The sequence below is a fragment of the Streptomyces sp. NPDC059787 genome (genome assembly GCF_042732315.1).
In the GTDB taxonomy this organism is placed as follows: Bacteria; Actinomycetota; Actinomycetes; order Streptomycetales; family Streptomycetaceae; genus Streptomyces; species Streptomyces atrovirens.
On sequence record NZ_JBHWHX010000009.1, the window covers coordinates 31822 to 48843 of the forward strand.

The 17022-nt window shown below is 71.3% G+C and carries 9 protein-coding genes; 2 read left to right on the top strand and 7 right to left on the bottom strand.

All coding sequences use genetic code 11. From position 1 onward, the window contains the following. Positions 1-2: 2 nt before the first annotated feature. Entirely contained in the window at positions 3-1919 is a 1917-nt protein-coding gene (locus tag ACFV5H_RS10755; RefSeq protein WP_385194075.1) for a serine/threonine-protein kinase, read from the bottom strand. Between the two features lie 158 nt (positions 1920-2077). Beyond that, positions 2078-2446, bottom strand: a complete 369-nt coding sequence (locus ACFV5H_RS10760; RefSeq protein ID WP_385194078.1) for a hypothetical protein — start codon at positions 2444-2446, stop codon at positions 2078-2080. Positions 2447-2710: 264 nt separating this feature from the next. Here ACFV5H_RS10760 and ACFV5H_RS10765 point away from each other — a divergent pair, with 264 nt between their 5' ends. Continuing rightward, entirely contained in the window at positions 2711-3364 is a 654-nt protein-coding gene (locus tag ACFV5H_RS10765; protein ID WP_385194080.1) for a hypothetical protein, read from the top strand. Positions 3365-3598: 234 nt separating this feature from the next. Here the strand turns inward: ACFV5H_RS10765 and ACFV5H_RS10770 are convergent, their stop codons facing one another. The 4 genes from ACFV5H_RS10770 to ACFV5H_RS10785 all read right to left on the bottom strand — a co-directional run bounded on the left by ACFV5H_RS10770 (position 3599) and on the right by ACFV5H_RS10785 (position 8601). Next, entirely contained in the window at positions 3599-4438 is an 840-nt protein-coding gene (locus tag ACFV5H_RS10770; protein WP_385194082.1) for a hypothetical protein, read from the bottom strand. A 9-nt stretch (positions 4439-4447) separates the two neighbouring features. Then, positions 4448-5008, bottom strand: coding sequence for a hypothetical protein (locus ACFV5H_RS10775; protein ID WP_385194084.1), 561 nt, complete (start codon positions 5006-5008; stop codon positions 4448-4450). Between the two features lie 78 nt (positions 5009-5086). Then, on the bottom strand, positions 5087-7636 hold the full coding sequence (locus ACFV5H_RS10780; protein ID WP_385194086.1) for a DUF262 domain-containing protein: 2550 nt from the start codon (positions 7634-7636) through the stop codon (positions 5087-5089). An 86-nt stretch (positions 7637-7722) separates the two neighbouring features. After that, positions 7723-8601 carry a hypothetical protein gene (locus tag ACFV5H_RS10785; protein ID WP_385194089.1) on the bottom strand — a complete coding sequence of 293 codons (879 nt, stop codon included), beginning with the start codon at positions 8599-8601 and terminating at the stop codon, positions 7723-7725. A 319-nt stretch (positions 8602-8920) separates the two neighbouring features. On the opposite strand from ACFV5H_RS10785, the gene ACFV5H_RS10790 reads away from it, so the two are divergent. Next, positions 8921-14725, top strand: coding sequence for an AAA domain-containing protein (locus ACFV5H_RS10790; RefSeq protein ID WP_385194278.1), 5805 nt, complete (start codon positions 8921-8923; stop codon positions 14723-14725). 101 nt (positions 14726-14826) lie between these two features. Here ACFV5H_RS10790 and ACFV5H_RS10795 read toward each other — a convergent pair whose 3' ends face one another. After that, a complete protein-coding gene (locus ACFV5H_RS10795; protein WP_385056978.1) occupies positions 14827-16998 on the bottom strand; it encodes a UvrD-helicase domain-containing protein in 2172 nt (723 codons plus the stop codon). Positions 16999-17022 lie beyond the last annotated feature (24 nt).

Genomic DNA, 17022 nt, shown 5'->3' on the forward strand with positions numbered 1-17022 from the left:
GCTCAGGCGGGACAGCCGGCCTGCGAGGTGACCGTGCCCCAGCGGATCATCAGGTAGCCCGACCCGCCGATCTCCGCCACGGCGTAACGGGTGTACGGCCAGCCCTCGCCCGAGGTCTGCCGCTGGTTCGCCAGGGCCCGGCACGCCTCACCGGCGACCATGTCCGCCCAGGTCTCCATCTGCCCCTGGTTCCACATCAGGTAGTCCGACCAGACGTACATGGCCGAACTCGCCGGGTCGAAACCCACCTTGATCTCGTCGTGGCCGAGCACCTGGTCGGTGCCGAGCGTCCCGCGCATCGCATTGGTCCGCTCGATGATCTTCGTGGCGGCGCGGTCCGCGACCCGGATCTCGGTGCCGTCGGTGCTGGGGACCATCGCCTCCCCGAGACCGCTGTCGTCCGGCTCCCAGTCCTGCCCGGTGTCGTAGGCCGCGTCGGTGCCGTCCTCGAGGGCCGATCGGCACTGCGTGTCGGCGACGAAGTCCTCCTGCCACGTCACCTGCGGGTCACGGCCCTTCTCCTCCCTCACCGTGACATACGTGCGGTAGGGCAGCTCCGGGTGGAGGCGGAGCACGACGTCCCTCAGCGTCAGGCACATGGACCTGGCGATCTCCGTCTCCGCGAACACGATGCCGTGTTCGTCCGCGGAGTCCAGCCGGTACGAGAAGTAGACCTTTTCGCGCGCTTCGTCGAACCTCACAGTGCCCGGGTCCAGTTCGGTCGGGCTCAGGTCCCGGGCGGTGGCTTCCTGGTCGTGCAGGACCGCGCGCGCCACGTCGTGCTCGCCCTCGCCCCGAGCCGCACGCGCCTGCCCCCAGCTCTCCGCATCCGCCGCCGAGTCCTCGCCGGCGGCCTGCTGTTCCCCTCCCGCCGTGTCGTCCTTCGCGGTGTCCGCGGACGGCCGTGCGGAACCGGCCGAGGCGAGGGGCGACGCCGGGGGAGCGGCGGAGGAGGCCCGCTCGCCGTTGCCGGTGTCGCCGGGCATCAGGGCGGCCACCCCTCCGGCCAGACCGCCGACGACGGCGGCGACGAGGACCACGGCGCCCACCAGCCGTCGCCTCGACCGATGCCGCTCCGGGGGCACGTGCCAGGCCGGATCGGCCTCGGCCGGCACGTCCCAGAGGGCCGTGACCATGTCCACGGCCGTCTCCGGCACCGCGCCGGCGGGCAGCACCTGGGTGACCTGGGAGGCCAGCAGCTCCACGCACATCCGGGCGGCCTCGGCGGCCGACGGGCGTGCGTCCGGCTCCTTCGCCAGCGCCTTCTCCACGATCTGGCGCAGCGGTCCGGGGACGCCGTCCAGGTCCGGTTCCCCGGACATCACGCGGAACGCGACCACGTCCGGTGCGCCGGTGCCGAAGGGCAGCCTTCCGGTGGCCGCGTAGGCCAGGAGCGCTCCCCAGGCGAACACGTCGCTCTCGGGGCCGGTGGTCCCCGTGCGGTAGTGCTCGGGGCTGATCCAGCCGGGGGTGCCGGTCATGACACCGGTGCGGGTGACGCTGGTTCCGTCGGCGGCGTGGGCGATCCCGAAGTCCAGGACGCGCGGGCCGCCGGGCGTGAGGATGACGTTCTGCGGCTTCACGTCGCGGTGCACCACACCCGCGGCGTGGACGGCCGCCAGCGCCTGCGCGGTGGCCGCCGCGAGCGCGTACAGGCTGCCTCCGGTGAGCGGTCCGTGGGCGAGCAGGTGCTGGTGCAGCGTCAGTCCGGGGACGTACGCGGTGGCCAGCCACGGGGTCTCCGCGTCCGGGTCGGCAGTGAGGAGCGGGACCAGGTACGGGCCGGTGACGCGGGAGGACAGCTCCACCTCACGCCTGAAGCGGGCCCTGAACTCCGGTTCCTGGGCCTGCTCCGGATGAACCACCTTCACCGCGACGCGCGTTCCGTCGGAGCCGACGCCGGCATGGACGGTCCCCATGCCTCCGGCCCCGAGACGGCCGACGATCCGGTACGGGCCTATGCGGGAAGGGTCGCCGGGACGGGTCGGCCGGACTCTTCCGCCGGAGCCGTTCTCACTCACAGATTGTTCCTTCGTACGGGACTGCGGCGGTCCGTCCCGCCCCTGTCGACGAGCCTTCAGCGAACGGAGAAGTGACTCGCGAGCCGGTTGATCTCCTCGATCCACAGCTGCATGTCGTCACCCGGCCGCTCGTACGGCGCACGCCGGGCCAGCTTGAAGAAGCCGCCGGACGGCTGCCCCGTCTCCCGCAGGACCACCAGCGCGGAGAGCAGCGGCAGCGACCCGTCCGGGCTCTCCCGGACGGAGGCGTCCTCGAGCAGATAGGGCATGGGGCCCTCGAACGCGGGGACGTGATGGCCCCTCCGGGCCAACTCGCTGCTGAGATCGCCGTACGTCAGCGGTGCCGCCCCCGCGCGTGCCCGCTCCCGCAGGACGTCGACCACGGCGTCCAGCGCCTGCTCGTACTCCAGCGTGTCCTTCTTCATCGCCCTCTCCCCACCCCGGTGTTCGGCTCCGAACCGGCTCAGAGCCTAAGCGCCCCGCGCACTGAAAGGCAGGGGTGCACGTCAAATTTCTAGCACAGAGTTGTGAACTGAGTGCACGAACGGCATACTGGGCCGGCCGGTGCCGTCGACAGGTACGACTCACCGCCGGTGGAGCACCCCTTCGGGGTCGGTCGGCGGGACAACGGGTCCCGCCCGTGTCCGCACGACGGACGACTCTCATCTGCAACAGCTTTGGGGATCACCATGCGCATCACCCGTGTCTCCGCAGCCGCGACGCTGCTGCTCGCCGCGCTGACCGCCTGCGGTCCGACCGCCGAAACCGGCACGGACGACGCCGCCTCCACCGTCGCGCCGACTTCCGGGGCACCGGTCACCGGCACCGCCGAGGCAGCCGAAGAGCCCTCGGCCGACACCGAATCCACCGCGACGCTGCCGGACATGACCGGCAAGGGCCTGCAGAGCGCCCAGGACGAGGCGCAAGCCGCCGGCTTCTACCTCCTCACGTCCCACGACGCGCTCGGCCGGGGCCGCAACCAGCTCCTCGACCGGAACTGGAAGGTCTGCGCCCAGACCCCGGCGCCCGGCGAGCACGAGACGGACACGGAGGTCGACTTCAGTACCGTCAAGCTCGAGGAGAGCTGTCCCGCGAGCGGCGACCAGGCCGAACCCGAGGAAGCCGGCTCCACCATGCCGGACTTCGCGGGCAAGTCGGTCAAGGTCGCCCGCCAGGCGCTCGACGGCTCCACCAGCATCACGGTCGACGACGTCTCCGGCCAGGACCGGATGGTGCTCATGGAGTCGAACTGGCAGGTCTGCTCGACCGACCCGACGGCCGGGGCGCAGCTCGACGGGCAGCCGGTGACGATCGGGGCCGTGAAGTTCGGCGAGAGCTGCTGACCATGTGCCGGCCCCGGAAAGCCCCAATAGTCGTCATGATGCTCTCGGCGGAGGGTCCGGTTGCGTTCGCCAGGGCGGTCGAGCGTGGCCCGTGAAGAGCCGGCAGCAGCGGACGGCGGCGGGATAGCGGGGCTCACTCGGTCGGGCTGAGAAAAACAACCGAGCCACACAAGCGGGCGAGCGGCCCGGACGCTGTAGGTGCCTGCCGTGCTGTCCCGCCCGAGCACCGCACCCTCAGAGGTCCGGGAAGCCAGGTGCCCACGTAAGCCGTATGCCGGCGGATCGGGCCAATGGGGACCACCGGGGGTCCACCGGCCGCTTCTCCAGCACCAGGACGGGATGCAGGCGGCGGCCGGGGTGGGCGGTACGGAGCTGGTGCGCGTAGTCGAGGACCTGTCCGATGCCCAGGCGGATCTGCTGGTCCTCCCGCGCTCCCGTCAGGCTCTTGACCTCGGCGATGAACACGTCTGCCCCGCGTGACCACCCCGCGTCGAACGCGGGAGCGCCTGGGGCATGGGTGCGTACCTCGACACCTTGGCCGGAGAGGTGCGCGAGGAGCGCACCCACCGTCGCCTCGTGCACGGCCGTCGCTTTGTCGAGACGGTTCAGATCGAGCGTGAGATCCACGGAGGGGCGTCGGCCCGGTCTGCGCACCCGAAGGGGACCGCCGAGGATGCCGCTCCGGGCCGGAGCGGCCGCCACGGGACGCACGCGCCCGGCGCCCGACTTCCTCAGTTCCAGACACGGGGCAGGCCGCCGCTTGAGCAACTTCGAGAAACCGTCGGCGTCCACGACGCAGACGTGCCGTCCTCCGTTGCGTGAGGCATCGGCGTCGACGAGCTTGCTGCTGTACGCCCGACGGCTGTCCGTCACGACCTTGCTGGCCAGATCGCCGTAGACGACCAGGGTGATCCTTCGCGAGAAGTCGGTCTTGGCCACCGCGCCGCGATCCGTGGCCAGTCGCGTACAGCGCGACCTGAAGGTCCACTCGCCGTCGACGAGCACGCGACCCGTGAAGCAGATCGTGTGGCCGCCGAGGCCGCGGACGGTTCCTCGGCACGTCCTGTCCGACACCACGCCTCCTCAGCCCTCGTCCGGGCTCAACCAGCCGACGTGACGGAGCACGGGCACGACACGGAAGTGGACGAAGCCGAGTACCGGCGTCTCGCCGTCCTCGATGGGGAAGAACAAGGCGTGCTGGAGAGGCTTCTTGTCCTGGGGGTCCTCCAGATCGACGAGCGGCAGGTTCGGACGGTCGTGAGCGGGTTCCAGGGTGACGCCTTCCCGCGCCGTCAGCTCCCGCAGTACAAGCGGTCCCACCCGATCGGTGAGGTCCCACGTGGTCAGAGACCTGATGAACCGCGGCCTGTCGCGCTCGCCGACGTACGTCAGGTACACCATGATGCGGAGTTCTGGCCGTCCCGGAGTGGTAGTGACGCCCGAACGCAGCCGTTCGTGGAGATTCGACAGCGCCGAGGGCATCTCGGGCATGACCGAGGGCCTGTGGAGCCTCAGGTCCCGTTCGCCGTTGCGCCAGTGGTTGTCGTGGATCTTGAGCGTCGGACGTCCGGGAAGGTGCAGCTCCCACTCGACGGCGCTCGCCGCCGATGTCTCGCCGGACGGTGTCGTGCCGGTTTTCGTCACTCGGCCACTGCCGCGTGTCAGTTCAAGTCCGCTCAGCACGTGCACGGATGCCTCCCTCATACGTGATGGTCGCTTCGCTCAGTCCCGTTGCGCCAGATCCAGTGCCGCCGTGTGCACGAACCAATCGAGTACCCCGCAGATCTCCTCCCCGTGCTCCGCGAACACCCGCACCGGGAAGGACGGGCGCAACTCCAGCTTCGCCTCGGGCAGGTCGATCCCCTCGATCTTGTTGAGGCGGTTCAGGAGCTCGCGGCGCTGTTCGGTGTCGTCGAAGGGGCTGCGGTCCTTGAGGTACTGGAAGACGACCTCGACCGTTCCGCTCACCGGGTAGATCGCCATGGGCCAGACCAGGTGGGGGAGGCGGCTCGTGCCGGCGTCGAGCATCGGGAAGCAGCTCGTCTCGTCGTGCCTGCCGTAGGTGAGGTGGCCACCTTGCACACGCCAGAAGTCGAGCGCGCCGAGCACCCCGGCGGAAGCCTCCGGCCAGTGCTCCTGCAACTGCGTGCGGAACCGTTCGGCCGCCGCCGCGTCCTCCCCCTCGGGAAGCGGGTCGTACGAGACGGGCTGCGTGACGTCCTTGCCGAGCAGGGTCGCCAGCTCCGCCGCGTTCAGGCGCTGCGCACCGTGGGCCCGGCCCGACGGGTCGAACCTCACCCCTTCGCTCATCAGCAGCTCCTGCGGCGGCGGCAGGTCACTGCCGTCCGCCCAGCGGAACCCCGGGGAGATCCTGCCGTCCGAGGTGAGGACCCGGTAGGCCCCGATCACCGTCGGATGGGAGCCCAGGTAGGCGCCGACCGGCATGGGATAGCTGCCGATCAGCTCGGCGACGTCGCCGTACGTCGTCCACGTGCCGCTCGGCATCGCCACCAGGGCGGCCCTCAGCTCCGCCCAGCCCGGCCACTCCTCACCGGCCGGCTTGACCCCGCCGATCGGCCCGGGCCACAACTCGACCGCTCGCTCCGTCAGACGGTCGGCACGGGCCAGGATCTCGGCCTTGCCCCAGCGTTTCTCCGCGGCGATCTCCTGGTTCATGCGCAAGGCGCTGGAGTCGAGGATCTGCTGCTTGCGCTCGAACGGGCTGTTGGACAGCTTCGCGTTGTCCCCGGTGAGGGTGAGGTTGCCCAGGGTGTGCACCAGCAGGTCGTGCAGTTCCTGGGGGGTCTGGTTCGGCTCGGTCTCGTCGGAGAGCAGGTCGAACCACGAGGCAGCCGGCCGCTGCGGGAGGACGTGCTCCACACTCAGGGACGCCTTGGCGAAGTCGACGGGCTCGCTGGAACCGTAGCTCTCCTCCAGGCGGCGCAGGATGTAACTCCGCTGGGGCGGGCGGCCGCTCCAGTAGAACGGCTTGCTGCGGATCGCCTCGCGCAGTTCCTCGTCGCTCGGCCACCGGCGGCGTCGCCCGGACAGGAACCGCCGGACCGCCTCGGCAGCGGGACGGTCGGTCTCCAGCTCCTTCGGAGCCTCCATGAAGATGCGGTTGAGGCCGGTGGTCGGTGTCTGGCAGATGAGTCGCCGCACCAGATAGGACTCAACGTACCGCAACGCCTCCGCCGCGTCCTCGGGTGTGGTGCTCCCGCCGTCGACGAGGTCCAGCAGGTGCAGGGCCAGCGGGTAGTGGGTCTGGCCGCCCCAGGCGGTGAGGCGCTCCAGCACGGCGCGCAGTGCCGGAGACTGCTCACGCCGGGGTTCGACGATGCGGAGGAACCGCCGTCCCCGTTCCGCCAATTGCGCGATCTCGCGTTGCAGCGCGTCCTCGTCGCCGGCCAGTGGCTGGAGCCGCTTCTGCTGCTCCCGGTAGATCTCGCTCTGCTTGGTTTTGTGGTGGCCCCGTACCACCAGGTCCAGCCAGACGAGGAGTTCGAGGTTCTTGGGGCCGAGGCTCTGCTGCATGGGCAGCCACAGCTCCTGGTAGACCCGCTCGCCCCGCTTGGGCAGGAGCATGAACACGTAGTTGCGCAACAGGTCGCTCTGGCTCAGCCCGACGCCCGTGTTGTTGATCGACTCGAAGATCCGGTACACGTTGTCACCGGACTCCGCGGTGATCTCCACGATCGACAGCAGATCCTTGAGGACGGTCCCGACCGTCGCGATCCACCGGTCGTCCCCGGAGGCTTCCTGCCCCTCGGCAAGTGCGCCGAGAAAGAAGCGGTAGGCGGCACCGATGTTGTCGCTCCCGCCGGCCTCCGCCCGGGACCGGACGCAGGCCGTGTACGCCTCACGGTCGGCCTGCGTCGGCAGCAACCGGTAGTGGTCGAGGCCCTCGTGGTATTCGTTCACCAGGAGCTGACGGTGAATCCTGTCGACACCGCGTGTGTCACCGGTCTTCTTGAGATGGTCGCGCAACGCGGCGAACGCCAGCATCAAGGTGGTCAGCCGTTGCTGGCCGTCCACGACGAGCCACCGCTGCACACCGCCGGCCTGGAACTGGCCGGGTGCGAGCACCACGGAGCCGAGGAAGTGCGGGGCGGCGGTTTCGCCCGACAGTTGCTGGTCGACGAGTTCGCTGACGTCCTCCCAGAGCCGCGTCAGCTGCTCCCTTCCCCAGCTGTACGTCCTCTGGTAGAGGGGGACTTGAAACTGCTTCTCCCCCTGGATCAGCTTGAGGAAGGTGATTTCCTGCGCGCGCATACACTTCCTTTCCCGGCCGGGTGGGCAAGGCCTGACGCTCGTCCAACTGGCTCGGTCCCACGGCGGTCACTCAATCCAGGATGCACTCAGTCAACAGTGAGAGGTGTCAAGCCATCCACGGTTGAGGGAGTACCCCTGTAGGCCGGAACTGTCGCCGCCTGCTTGGAGATTCGCGGCATCGTCTCGTTGGGGGAGCGGCGCAGGAGCTTCATGCTGCGGCCCTCGACCCACGCGTTCCAGGACTTGAGGTAGTAGAGAAGGTGCTCGCGCGAGTCGTCGCGGCGCCGGTGGGTGCGGCCTGCGGCCAGGCTGAGCATGGTGTTGCGCAACGTGAGCCGCGGGTCTCCGGCCTCGAGGTTCGCGCCCGTGACCACTCCGTCGAGCCACGGGGTCTGGTCGATGTCGGGCCGGGCCTCGGTAGTGACGTACCAGCCGATGGTGGCCGCGGTGGCGGTGATGCGGCAGCCGCGATTGAGCGCCAGGCCGTGGTGGAGCGCTTCGCGTACGCCTGGATGCTTCTCGAGCAGGCTCAGGAGCTGGTCGTTGCTCGTGACCGACGAACCGCCGCTCCAGGCGGCGTTGGGCGCGTTCAGGTAGAGGTGCAGGCCGCGCAGGGCCGCCGCCAGGTGCGTGGCGTTGGCCTCGCCGGCGAGGGCGAGCGCGTCCCGGCCGGTGCGCTTGCGGCCCGTGTCCATCACCGTGAACGCGGTGCGCGGAACGCCGTGGGTGACGGTCAGGGGGACGGTGATCCCCGCCTTGGCGATGGCCGCGAGGCGGTGCTGGCCGTCGATGAGTACGCCGTCCTCGTCGAAGGCGATGCCCTGGTGCGTCAACTGCCACTCGCCGCGCTGGATACGGCCCGTCAGCTGCTGTACCGCCGCCTTGCTGAGCGGTCGGTTGCTGGTGTTGCGGGTGAGCCACTCCGTCGCGAGCTCCGGACTGACGTGGAGCACTTCCATCTGCATGGCGCATGGCCTTTCTCTGGCGTCTGCCTGGAGCTGTGCGAGTGATGCCAGGTCATGTTGACTCATGATTGTGAACAGAGTCAACGTGCGCAATCGCTTGTGTCGATGATTTCGATGCGGTTTCATGGGGTGCGGCGAAGCTCGGGAGCCTGCTGCTACCCTCGGCCCGTGTGCTCAGTTCACACTTGAGGCGATGCGCTGGGGGGCGGAGACGTACTCGGGTGGGCCGGGGCGGGATGACACCAAGCGGCCACGCATGTGGCTCCGGACAGCAGTGGGGTGGCGCGTGAGCCAGCGTGAGTACGGCCTGAGTGACGAGATGCGGCCGGTCGGATCCGTCTACCAGTACGACGACGGGTTGCACGTACGGGTGGACGAGGTCGTGCCGTACGAGCTGGTCGCTCCCGAGGACTCCGACGGGTACCGCCAGGGCGACGACCTGGTCCGGTGCACGCTGTACCTGAGCAACGGCACGGCCCACCCCATCGACGTCGACGGCATCACCCTGCTCGTGCGCGGCGGACCCTACGGCAAAACGGCACGGCAGGTACAGGACTACCGGACCGAGCTGCTCGACGACGGGCTCGAAGGCACCCTCCGCAAGGGCCGCCGCGCGTCGGCGACCTGGGCCTACAGCATCCCGGCGGGAACCGCCGCCGAGCTGGACATCGAGGTCCGGTTTCCGTACGACCACCAGCGCGAGAGCGTCACCTTCACCACGGCGAGGGCCACGGCGCCCGCGCCCGCGCGGGCGGGACGGCTGCCGGACCAGGTGCCGCTGTCCGGCGAGCGGCAGCCGTCCCTGTTCACCGGCGCCGACGACGCCGTCCCCGCACGCGGCGACGGCGGAACGGCCCGTACGGCGCTCGGAGCCGTACCGTCACAGCCCACGGGGCCGGACCCCCGCCTGACCACGCCTCTCGTGACGCCGTCGGCCGGGTCCGCCCCCCGCGCCCAGGCCCTGTCCTCCGACGAGCTCGACGCCACCCGCGTCCGTCAGGTCTTCCGGTTCCTCGCCGAGGCGGAGGAGTCGAAGACCCGCCCCGTCCGCACGCTCGACGGCGCCGCCGGCACCGTCTGGTTCGAGGAGCTGCCGGACGCCCCCGAGGTCGCCGTGATGCTCGACGGCGTCCTCGACACCGAGGAGCCGGCCTGGCTGACCCTCGCCCGTCCCGAACGCGAGGACGCCCCGCACCCCGAGCCCCTGCTCGCGCCCTGGATCGACGAGACCCGCATCCGCGACTTCAAGCAGACCCGCGCCCCGCACCTGCGCCGCCGGATCGAGCCGGAGTTCCCGGACTGGTCCCAGGGCATCCCCCTCGACAAGACGTACCACGAGCTCGACGACCATCCGAAGCGGGAGAGGATCGAGAAGCGGTACGCCGCCTGGGAACAGGAGTGGCTCGCCTGGGCGGAGCGGCGGCGGGCCGTCGATCCGGTGGTGAGGCTGTACGACCGCCTGCACAAGATGCACGAGGACGCCGCCAACCTGGGTGAGGCGTACGAACTCGTCCTCGGGCTCGGTCGGCTGACCTGGCAGACGACCACCGGCCAGCGCGTGGAACGCCACCTCGTCACCCACCGCGCCACCCTCCACCTCGACCCGGCCACCGGCACCCTCACCGCCGCCCCCGACCCGACCGGCACGGGGCTGGAACTGGAAGAGGGCATGCTGGAAGGCGCCCAGCACGTGCCCGGCGCGGTGCGCGAGCAGATCGTCGACACGCTGGACGGCGCCTCCGACGTCACCGACCCGGCACACCTCGACGCCGTGCACACCGCCCTGCGCAGCTGGACCAACGCGGCACACAGCGCCGGCGGCTACTCGCCGACCGTGGAACGCGCCCGGCCGCGCACGCTCGACGTGCCCCAGGTGGGACTCACCCCCGCGCTCGTCCTGCGGGAGCGCAACCGCCGTTCGACGATGGACGCCCTCAAGGCCATCGCCCGTCAGATCGACGCCGGCACGCCTCCCACCGAGCTGCTCGGCTACATCGCCGGCCGCGACGGGGCACTGACCGCCGCCGACCTCGCGGCGACCGAGGACGAGGGTACGCGGGCCGGTGCCGACGAGATGTACTTCGCGCTGCCCGCCAACGAGGAGCAGCGCACCATAGCGGAGCGCCTGCGCGCCAACCGGCTCGTCGTGGTGCAGGGCCCGCCCGGTACCGGCAAGACGCACACCATCGCCAACCTGGTCACGGACCTGCTCGCCCAGGGCAAGCGGGTCCTCATCACCAGTCACACCCCGCGCGCCCTGCGCGTCCTGCGGGACAAGCTGCCCGAGAGCATCCGCGACCTGTGCGTGAGCCGCACCGAGGACGGCGCCGCCGCCCAGCGGGAGCTCGAGGCGTCCGTGCAGAGAATCCTCGGTGAGTACGCCGGCTACGACCCCAAGGCCTCCCAGAACGGCATCCGGACGCTCCAGGCGCGGCTGGCCGCGGCCCGGTCGGCCCAGCAGACCATGTTGCGCGACCTCGCCGTACTGCGCGAGCAGGAGACCCACCGCTTCGAGGCGGAGATCGGCGATTACACCGGCAGCCTCCAGGAGATCGCCGAGCGCCTCACCGCCGAGAAGGAGCGGTACGACTGGCTCGGGCGGGTGCCCCGGGAACAGCCCTCGGTCACCGCCGACGACGCGTTGAGGCTGCTGCACACCACGCGCGCCTTCACCCCGCACCACCGCGCCCTGGCGGCCGAGGTGCCCGGCCCCTCCGAACTGCCCGCCCCCGGCGACTTCGAGGAAGCCGTGCGGGTCGTGCGCTCCGCCGAGGAGGCGCACGAGGCGGCGCGGCAGGACCCGCTGAGCCTGCGGTACGACACCGCCGTACGAGGTCTGAACGAGACCGAACAGCAGCGTCTGACGGCCGCTCTGGACGCGTTCTCCGCCGCCCGCGCCAGGGCCGCGTCCCTCGCCGCCGCGGCCGGCGAGTGGGCCGGGGCGCTCATGGACGAGGTGACCGCGGGACAGGACTGGCAGGCACGCAGTCGGCACGCCGCCGTCACGGACGCCCTCGCGGCGCTCGACGCCTCGCTCGCCACGCTGGGCACCGCGATGGTCAGCGGCCTGGAGCAGTACGACCCGGCCACCGCGCTCGGCCAGGCCACCACCCTGTACGACGGGCTGACGCAGGGACAGAAGCTGCGCGGGCCGCTCGGCACCCGCACGAAGCTGGCCAAGGCCGTCGGCGCGTTCGTCCAGACCGTACGGGTCGACGGCAGGACTCCCGAGGACCCCGCCACGGCGGCGGTCGTCGTCGCGCGGGTCCGGCTCGAACTGCGTCTGGCCCAGGTGGAGGCCGAGTGGGGCACCCCCGCCGGCGCCTGGCAGGGACACGGTCCGCGCCTGGCCCGCCTGCGCCAGGACGCCGCCGTACTCGCATCCCTGCTCGCCGTCGCCGCCGCCCGCACCGACGTGCTCACCGCCGCCGCCACCTCACCCGAACTCGCCGTCGCCACCTGGCACGACGCACCGGTCGAGAACGCCGTGCGCGCCCTGCTGCGCGCGGCGACCACGCTGCGTGACGCCGAGCGGTCGCGCAAGGTGATCGCGGACGCCGAGGAGCCGCTGCGCTCCTGGAACGACCGGCCCGGCGCGGCACCCGCCGTCGCCCGCGCACTCGAAGCCGTGCGCGCCCGGGACCCGCGGGGCTACCGGGAGTTCAGCGACGAGATGGCCGAGGTGCGGGAGGCCGCCCGGCTGCGGGCCGAGCAGCACGCCGCGCTCACCCGCGTGAGCGAGGCGTTCCCCTCGCTCGCCGAGCGGGTCACCGGCTCACCGGAGGACACCGCGTGGGACGACCGGCTGCCGCGGCTCGCCGAGGCCTGGGCCTGGTCGGCGTGGTACGAGCGGATGGAGCGGCTGACCGACCCCGAGGCCGAGCGCACGCTGCGGCGGCGGCTCACGGAGGCCGACGACGAGGCGCGCATCGTGCTCGCCCGGCTCGCCGCCGCCCGCGCCTGGCACCGCTGCCTCGGGCTGCTCACCGGCGACCAGTCCCGGGCCCTCAGCGCGTACCAGCAGGCCGCCCGCCGTATCAAGGGCAAGTACCAGCACCGCTACCGGCGCGACGCCCAGGCCGCGCTGCGCAAGGCGCAGACGGCCGTACCGGCCTGGATCATGCCGCTGCACCAGGTGGCGGAGACCGTGCCGATGGACCGGCCCGGCCTGTTCGACGTCGTCATCGTCGACGAGGCCAGCCAGTCCGGCCTCGAGGCCATGCTGCTGAGCTGGCTCGCCGACCGGATGGTGATCGTCGGCGACAGCAAGCAGGTCAGCCCCTCCAACGTCGGCCTCAAGCAGGACGAGTACTTCCACCTGCGGGACCGGCTGCTCACCGCGCTGGAGCCGGACGTCCGCAGCCTCTTCGGTCCCGACTCCAGCTTCTTCGACCTCACCGAGGCGCTCTCCGCCGGTCGCGGCACGCTCATGCTCAAAGAGCACTTCCGGTGCATGCCGGAGATCATCTCCTTCTCCAACGACCTCTGTTACAACGGCAGGCTCCAGCCGCTGCGGCAGTACGGCGCCGACCGGCTGCCCCCGGTCCGCACCGTGCACGTCGAGGGCGGGGAAGCCCTCGGCGGCAACGACCGGCTGGTCAACAGCGCCGAGGCCGAGGCCCTCGTCGACGCGGTCGTACGCTGCTGCGCCGACCCCGCGTACGAGGGGAAGACGATGGGCGTCGTCAGCCTCCGCGGCACCAAGGGACACCTGACGGAACTGGAGAACCTGCTCGCCGAACGCCTCGACTACGAGCAGCGCGAGGAGCGGCGGATCCGGGTCGGCGACGCCGAGGACTTCCAGGGCGACGAGCGGCACGTCATGTTCGTCTCCTGCGTCAACTCGGCCACCACCGCCGCCGGGACCGTGCCGGGCGGCTTCAACGGCAAGACGTACGAGCAGCGGCTCAACGTGGCCGCGTCCCGCGCCCAGGACCAGCTGTGGGTGTTCCACAGTGCCCGGCCCGAGCAGTTCCACGAGAACGACCTGCGCCGGCGGTGGCTCGACCACCTCACCCGGCCCGCGGAGGAGGACACCGTCGCGGTCGAGGGCGAGGTGCTGCCCGACGTACGCCACGAGGCGTTCGACAGCCTCTTCCAGCAGAAGGTCTACCTGGAGCTGACGGCCCGGGGTCACCGGGTGCGGCCCGGCTACCGGGTGGGCCGCCACACCGTCGACCTGGTCGTCGAGGGCGGCACCCGCAGGCTCGCGGTCGCCTGTGACGGCGACGCCTTCGCCGACGGCGAGGACGCGTCCACCGGCGCCGCCCGCCAGCGGGACCTGGAACGCGTCGACTGGACCTTCGTCCGGATCCGCGGCAGCCGTTTCCACCTCGACCGCGAGCAGGCGCTCGCCCCGCTCTGGGCGGAGCTGGAACGGCTGGGGATCGAGCCGGTCCCCGCGGAGCCGGAAGGAGCCGACTCTCCCGTGGAGGAGGCTGATCCCCAGGCACCGTCGGCCGACGGCCGGAACGGGGACGAGGAAACGGGGGAGACGCGGGAGGACGAGCGCCCTCACGACCCGGGCCCGGCGCCCGACATGACGCCGGAGACGGCGGCGACCCCCGTCACCGGGCCCGGGGAACCACGCACGCCCCGGCCGGCCCCCACCGCGGAAGCGGCCCCGGAGACCGCACCCGGTCCGGTGGACCCCGGCACGCGGGGCTCCCTCCCCGTCCGGGAGATCCCCGCCGCCGCCTTCCACCGACTGTTGCGCGAGATGCAGGGGCTGCAGGCCGCCATCGACGCCCCGGACGAGATGCCCGTGGACGTGGACCCGGCGAACCTCGTCTTCCTCAGGAAGACGCAGGCCGACCAGCGCGAGCGCCGCACGAAGCGGCTCGGCTTCCTGCGGACCTTCCTCGACGCCGTGCGGGTCGGCCAGGAGGAGGGGACGACGAGGGCGGTGCACCCCGGTGCGCTGCTGGTCCTCGAGTTCGACGGGCAGGTCGACGACGCGACCCTGTACACCGTCGCCGAACTGCCCACCGAGGACGCGGAGATCATCTCCCCGTCGTCACCGCTGGGCCACGCGTTGATGTGGCAGCCGACGGGGCGGAAGATCTCGTACGACGCCTCCCGGGGAAAGAGCCACGAGGTCGTCGTCCGGGAGATCCGGGCCTGACGCCCACAGGGCGCTGGGCAGAAGGAGCGGAGCCTCCCGCGGTGACGGCCGCGGTGCCCCGGACCCGAAGCGGGGTCCGGGGCACAGGGGCCCCGGACGTCTCAGCCGGCCACCGGATCCAGCAGGCGGCTGCGCTCACCGCTCCACGAGATCGCCAGCGCGTCGCGGGCCCGTGTGCACGCCACGAACAGCAGGCAGTGCTCGGCCAGCAGATCCGACTGGTGCTGGACGGGATCGACCGCGGCCGGCGTCACCTGCGGGGCGAACGGCAGCACGTTCGACGTCACGCCCACCACGGCCACGCACCGGAACTCCAGTCCCTTCATCGCGTGCATGGTGGCCACGCGGACACCGGAGACGTCCGGCCCCGGATTGTCCTTGACGGCGACCGCCGGGACGCGCTCCCGTCGCAGGCGCGTGATGACCGCGTCGACCAGGGTGTTGAACCGGGCGCACACCGCCACCTCGGACGGCTTGATCCCGTCCTGCTCGATCCAGGTGCGCACCTGCCCGACCAGCGCCCGCAGTTCCTCGTCCTGGCTGCCGTATCCGCGCGCCGCCGGGACGCGGCCGTGCAGCTGGGACCGGTAACCGTGCAGGGAGTCCCGGCCGCCGTCCTCGTCGTCGTCCTCGCCGAGCCTGCCCACCGGCTGACCGTCGAGGAGGGACGCGGACCAGCGCAGGATCTCCTCCGTGCTGCGGTAGTTGAGGCGGAGCCGGGACGTACGGCCCCGGACGTTGATCCCCAACGAGCGCAGCGAGACCCGGGAGTCGTAGATGCGCTGGTGCGGGTCGCCGACCAGGAACATGTCGTCGGTCCCGGAGCCGACGCAGGCGCGCAGCACCCGCCACTGGGCCGGATGCAGGTCCTGCGCCTCGTCCACGACGACATGGCGGTAACGCGGCGGCCCCTCGGCGAGGACGCGCGCCGCCTGGTCGCACAGTTGCGTGTACGTCGCCGAGTCGCGCGAGGCGAGATCCGCCGTGAACCGCTCCATCACCCGCCACAGCCGGGCCCGTTGCACCCGGCCCACCTGCGTGCCGCGTCCGCGGCGCACACAGCGCAGGTACTCCTCCGGCGTGCGCAGCCCCTGGGCCAGGACGACGTTGCGGAACTCCTGGGACAGGAACTGTTCCGTCCAGGGCAGTTCCTCGCGCGCGGCGGCACGGGTCCAGGCGCTCTTCTCGGCGGCGGCCGAGAGGGGTTTCGGTGAACCGCCCCGCGCCTCCCGGACGACCCGCGCGGCGAGCGAGTCCACCGTCGTGACGTCGACGCGGTCCAGCAGACGGGCGTCGGCGTCACCGAGCAGCAGCGCGAGACTGTCCCGCAGGGTGGCCGCCATGGCGTTGGTGAAGGTGGTCAGCAGGATCCGCTCGCCCTCACGGCCGGTGCGCAGCAGGTGCCGTACGCGGTGCAGGGCGACCACCGTCTTGCCGGTGCCGGGTCCACCGGTGACCTGGGCGGGGCCGTTGAAACCGGGATGGTAGGCGTACCGGCGCTGGGCAGGGTGGAGGAAGATCCGCCAGCGGGTGAAGTCCTCGCTGAGGATGCGTTCCAGCTCGCCGGGGCCCGTCACCTCCACGATGCGGTCGGAGGTGTTGAGGATCGCCTCGGTGAGGGTGACCGCGGGCCGTTCCTCCGCCGTGCGGACGGTCTGTCCGCGCGGCGCGATCAGCTGCTCCCAGACGTCCTCGGGGGACTCGCCCTGCGCCAGGAACCACAGCACCTCGTACTGGTCGGAGGGCATCATGGGCGGTGCCATGACGGCCAGGTCGTCGACGGTGACGCAGACGCGGGCCAGCTTCAGCACCTGGTCGTCGACGCCGAGGTCGCGCAGAACGGTGTCGGAGTGTTTCTCGAAGAGGCGGGTGGGAGTGGTGTCCGCCTTGGTCTCGAAGTAGGTCTCCATCTGCTCGAGGGCCTCGACGTTGCGCACCTCCACCCCGCGGGTGGCGCTGTTGACCGAGTAGGCGCGCTTGCAGGCCCAGTTGATCGCCTCGTCGTGCGGGGCGACCCGCAGGAGCATGAACAGCTCGCTGCCGTCGTCGGGGGCCAGGAGGACACCCCGGTAGAACTTGGTGATGCGTATGGTGCGGATCCGGGGGTCGCGTGCCCGCTCGAGCTTCTCCAGGTGCATGCCCTTGCTCGCGTGGAGCTGGGGGACGGTCATGCCGCGGAACATCTGGATCGCGTCGCTGACTTCCTTCTGGACCGGTCTCTGCAGCGAGATGAGGTCCACGACGAAGTCGTCGGAGAGAGCGAGTCGGGGCATCGGCGTCCTCGGTGACGGGTGGGC

Excerpts from the sequence above, each read along its gene's own strand:
- ACFV5H_RS10755 (WP_385194075.1), bottom strand. The coding sequence starts at position 1,919 with ATGGGGACCGTCCATGCCGGCGTCGGCTCCGACGGAACGCGCGTCGCG.
- ACFV5H_RS10760 (WP_385194078.1), bottom strand. The coding sequence starts at position 2,446 with ATGAAGAAGGACACGCTGGAGTACGAGCAGGCGCTGGACGCCGTGGTC.
- ACFV5H_RS10765 (WP_385194080.1), top strand. The coding sequence starts at position 2,711 with ATGCGCATCACCCGTGTCTCCGCAGCCGCGACGCTGCTGCTCGCCGCG.
- ACFV5H_RS10780 (WP_385194086.1), bottom strand. The coding sequence starts at position 7,636 with ATGCGCGCGCAGGAAATCACCTTCCTCAAGCTGATCCAGGGGGAGAAG.
- ACFV5H_RS10785 (WP_385194089.1), bottom strand. The coding sequence starts at position 8,601 with ATGCAGATGGAAGTGCTCCACGTCAGTCCGGAGCTCGCGACGGAGTGG.
- ACFV5H_RS10790 (WP_385194278.1), top strand. The coding sequence starts at position 8,921 with ATGCGGCCGGTCGGATCCGTCTACCAGTACGACGACGGGTTGCACGTA.
- ACFV5H_RS10795 (WP_385056978.1), bottom strand. The coding sequence starts at position 16,998 with ATGCCCCGACTCGCTCTCTCCGACGACTTCGTCGTGGACCTCATCTCG.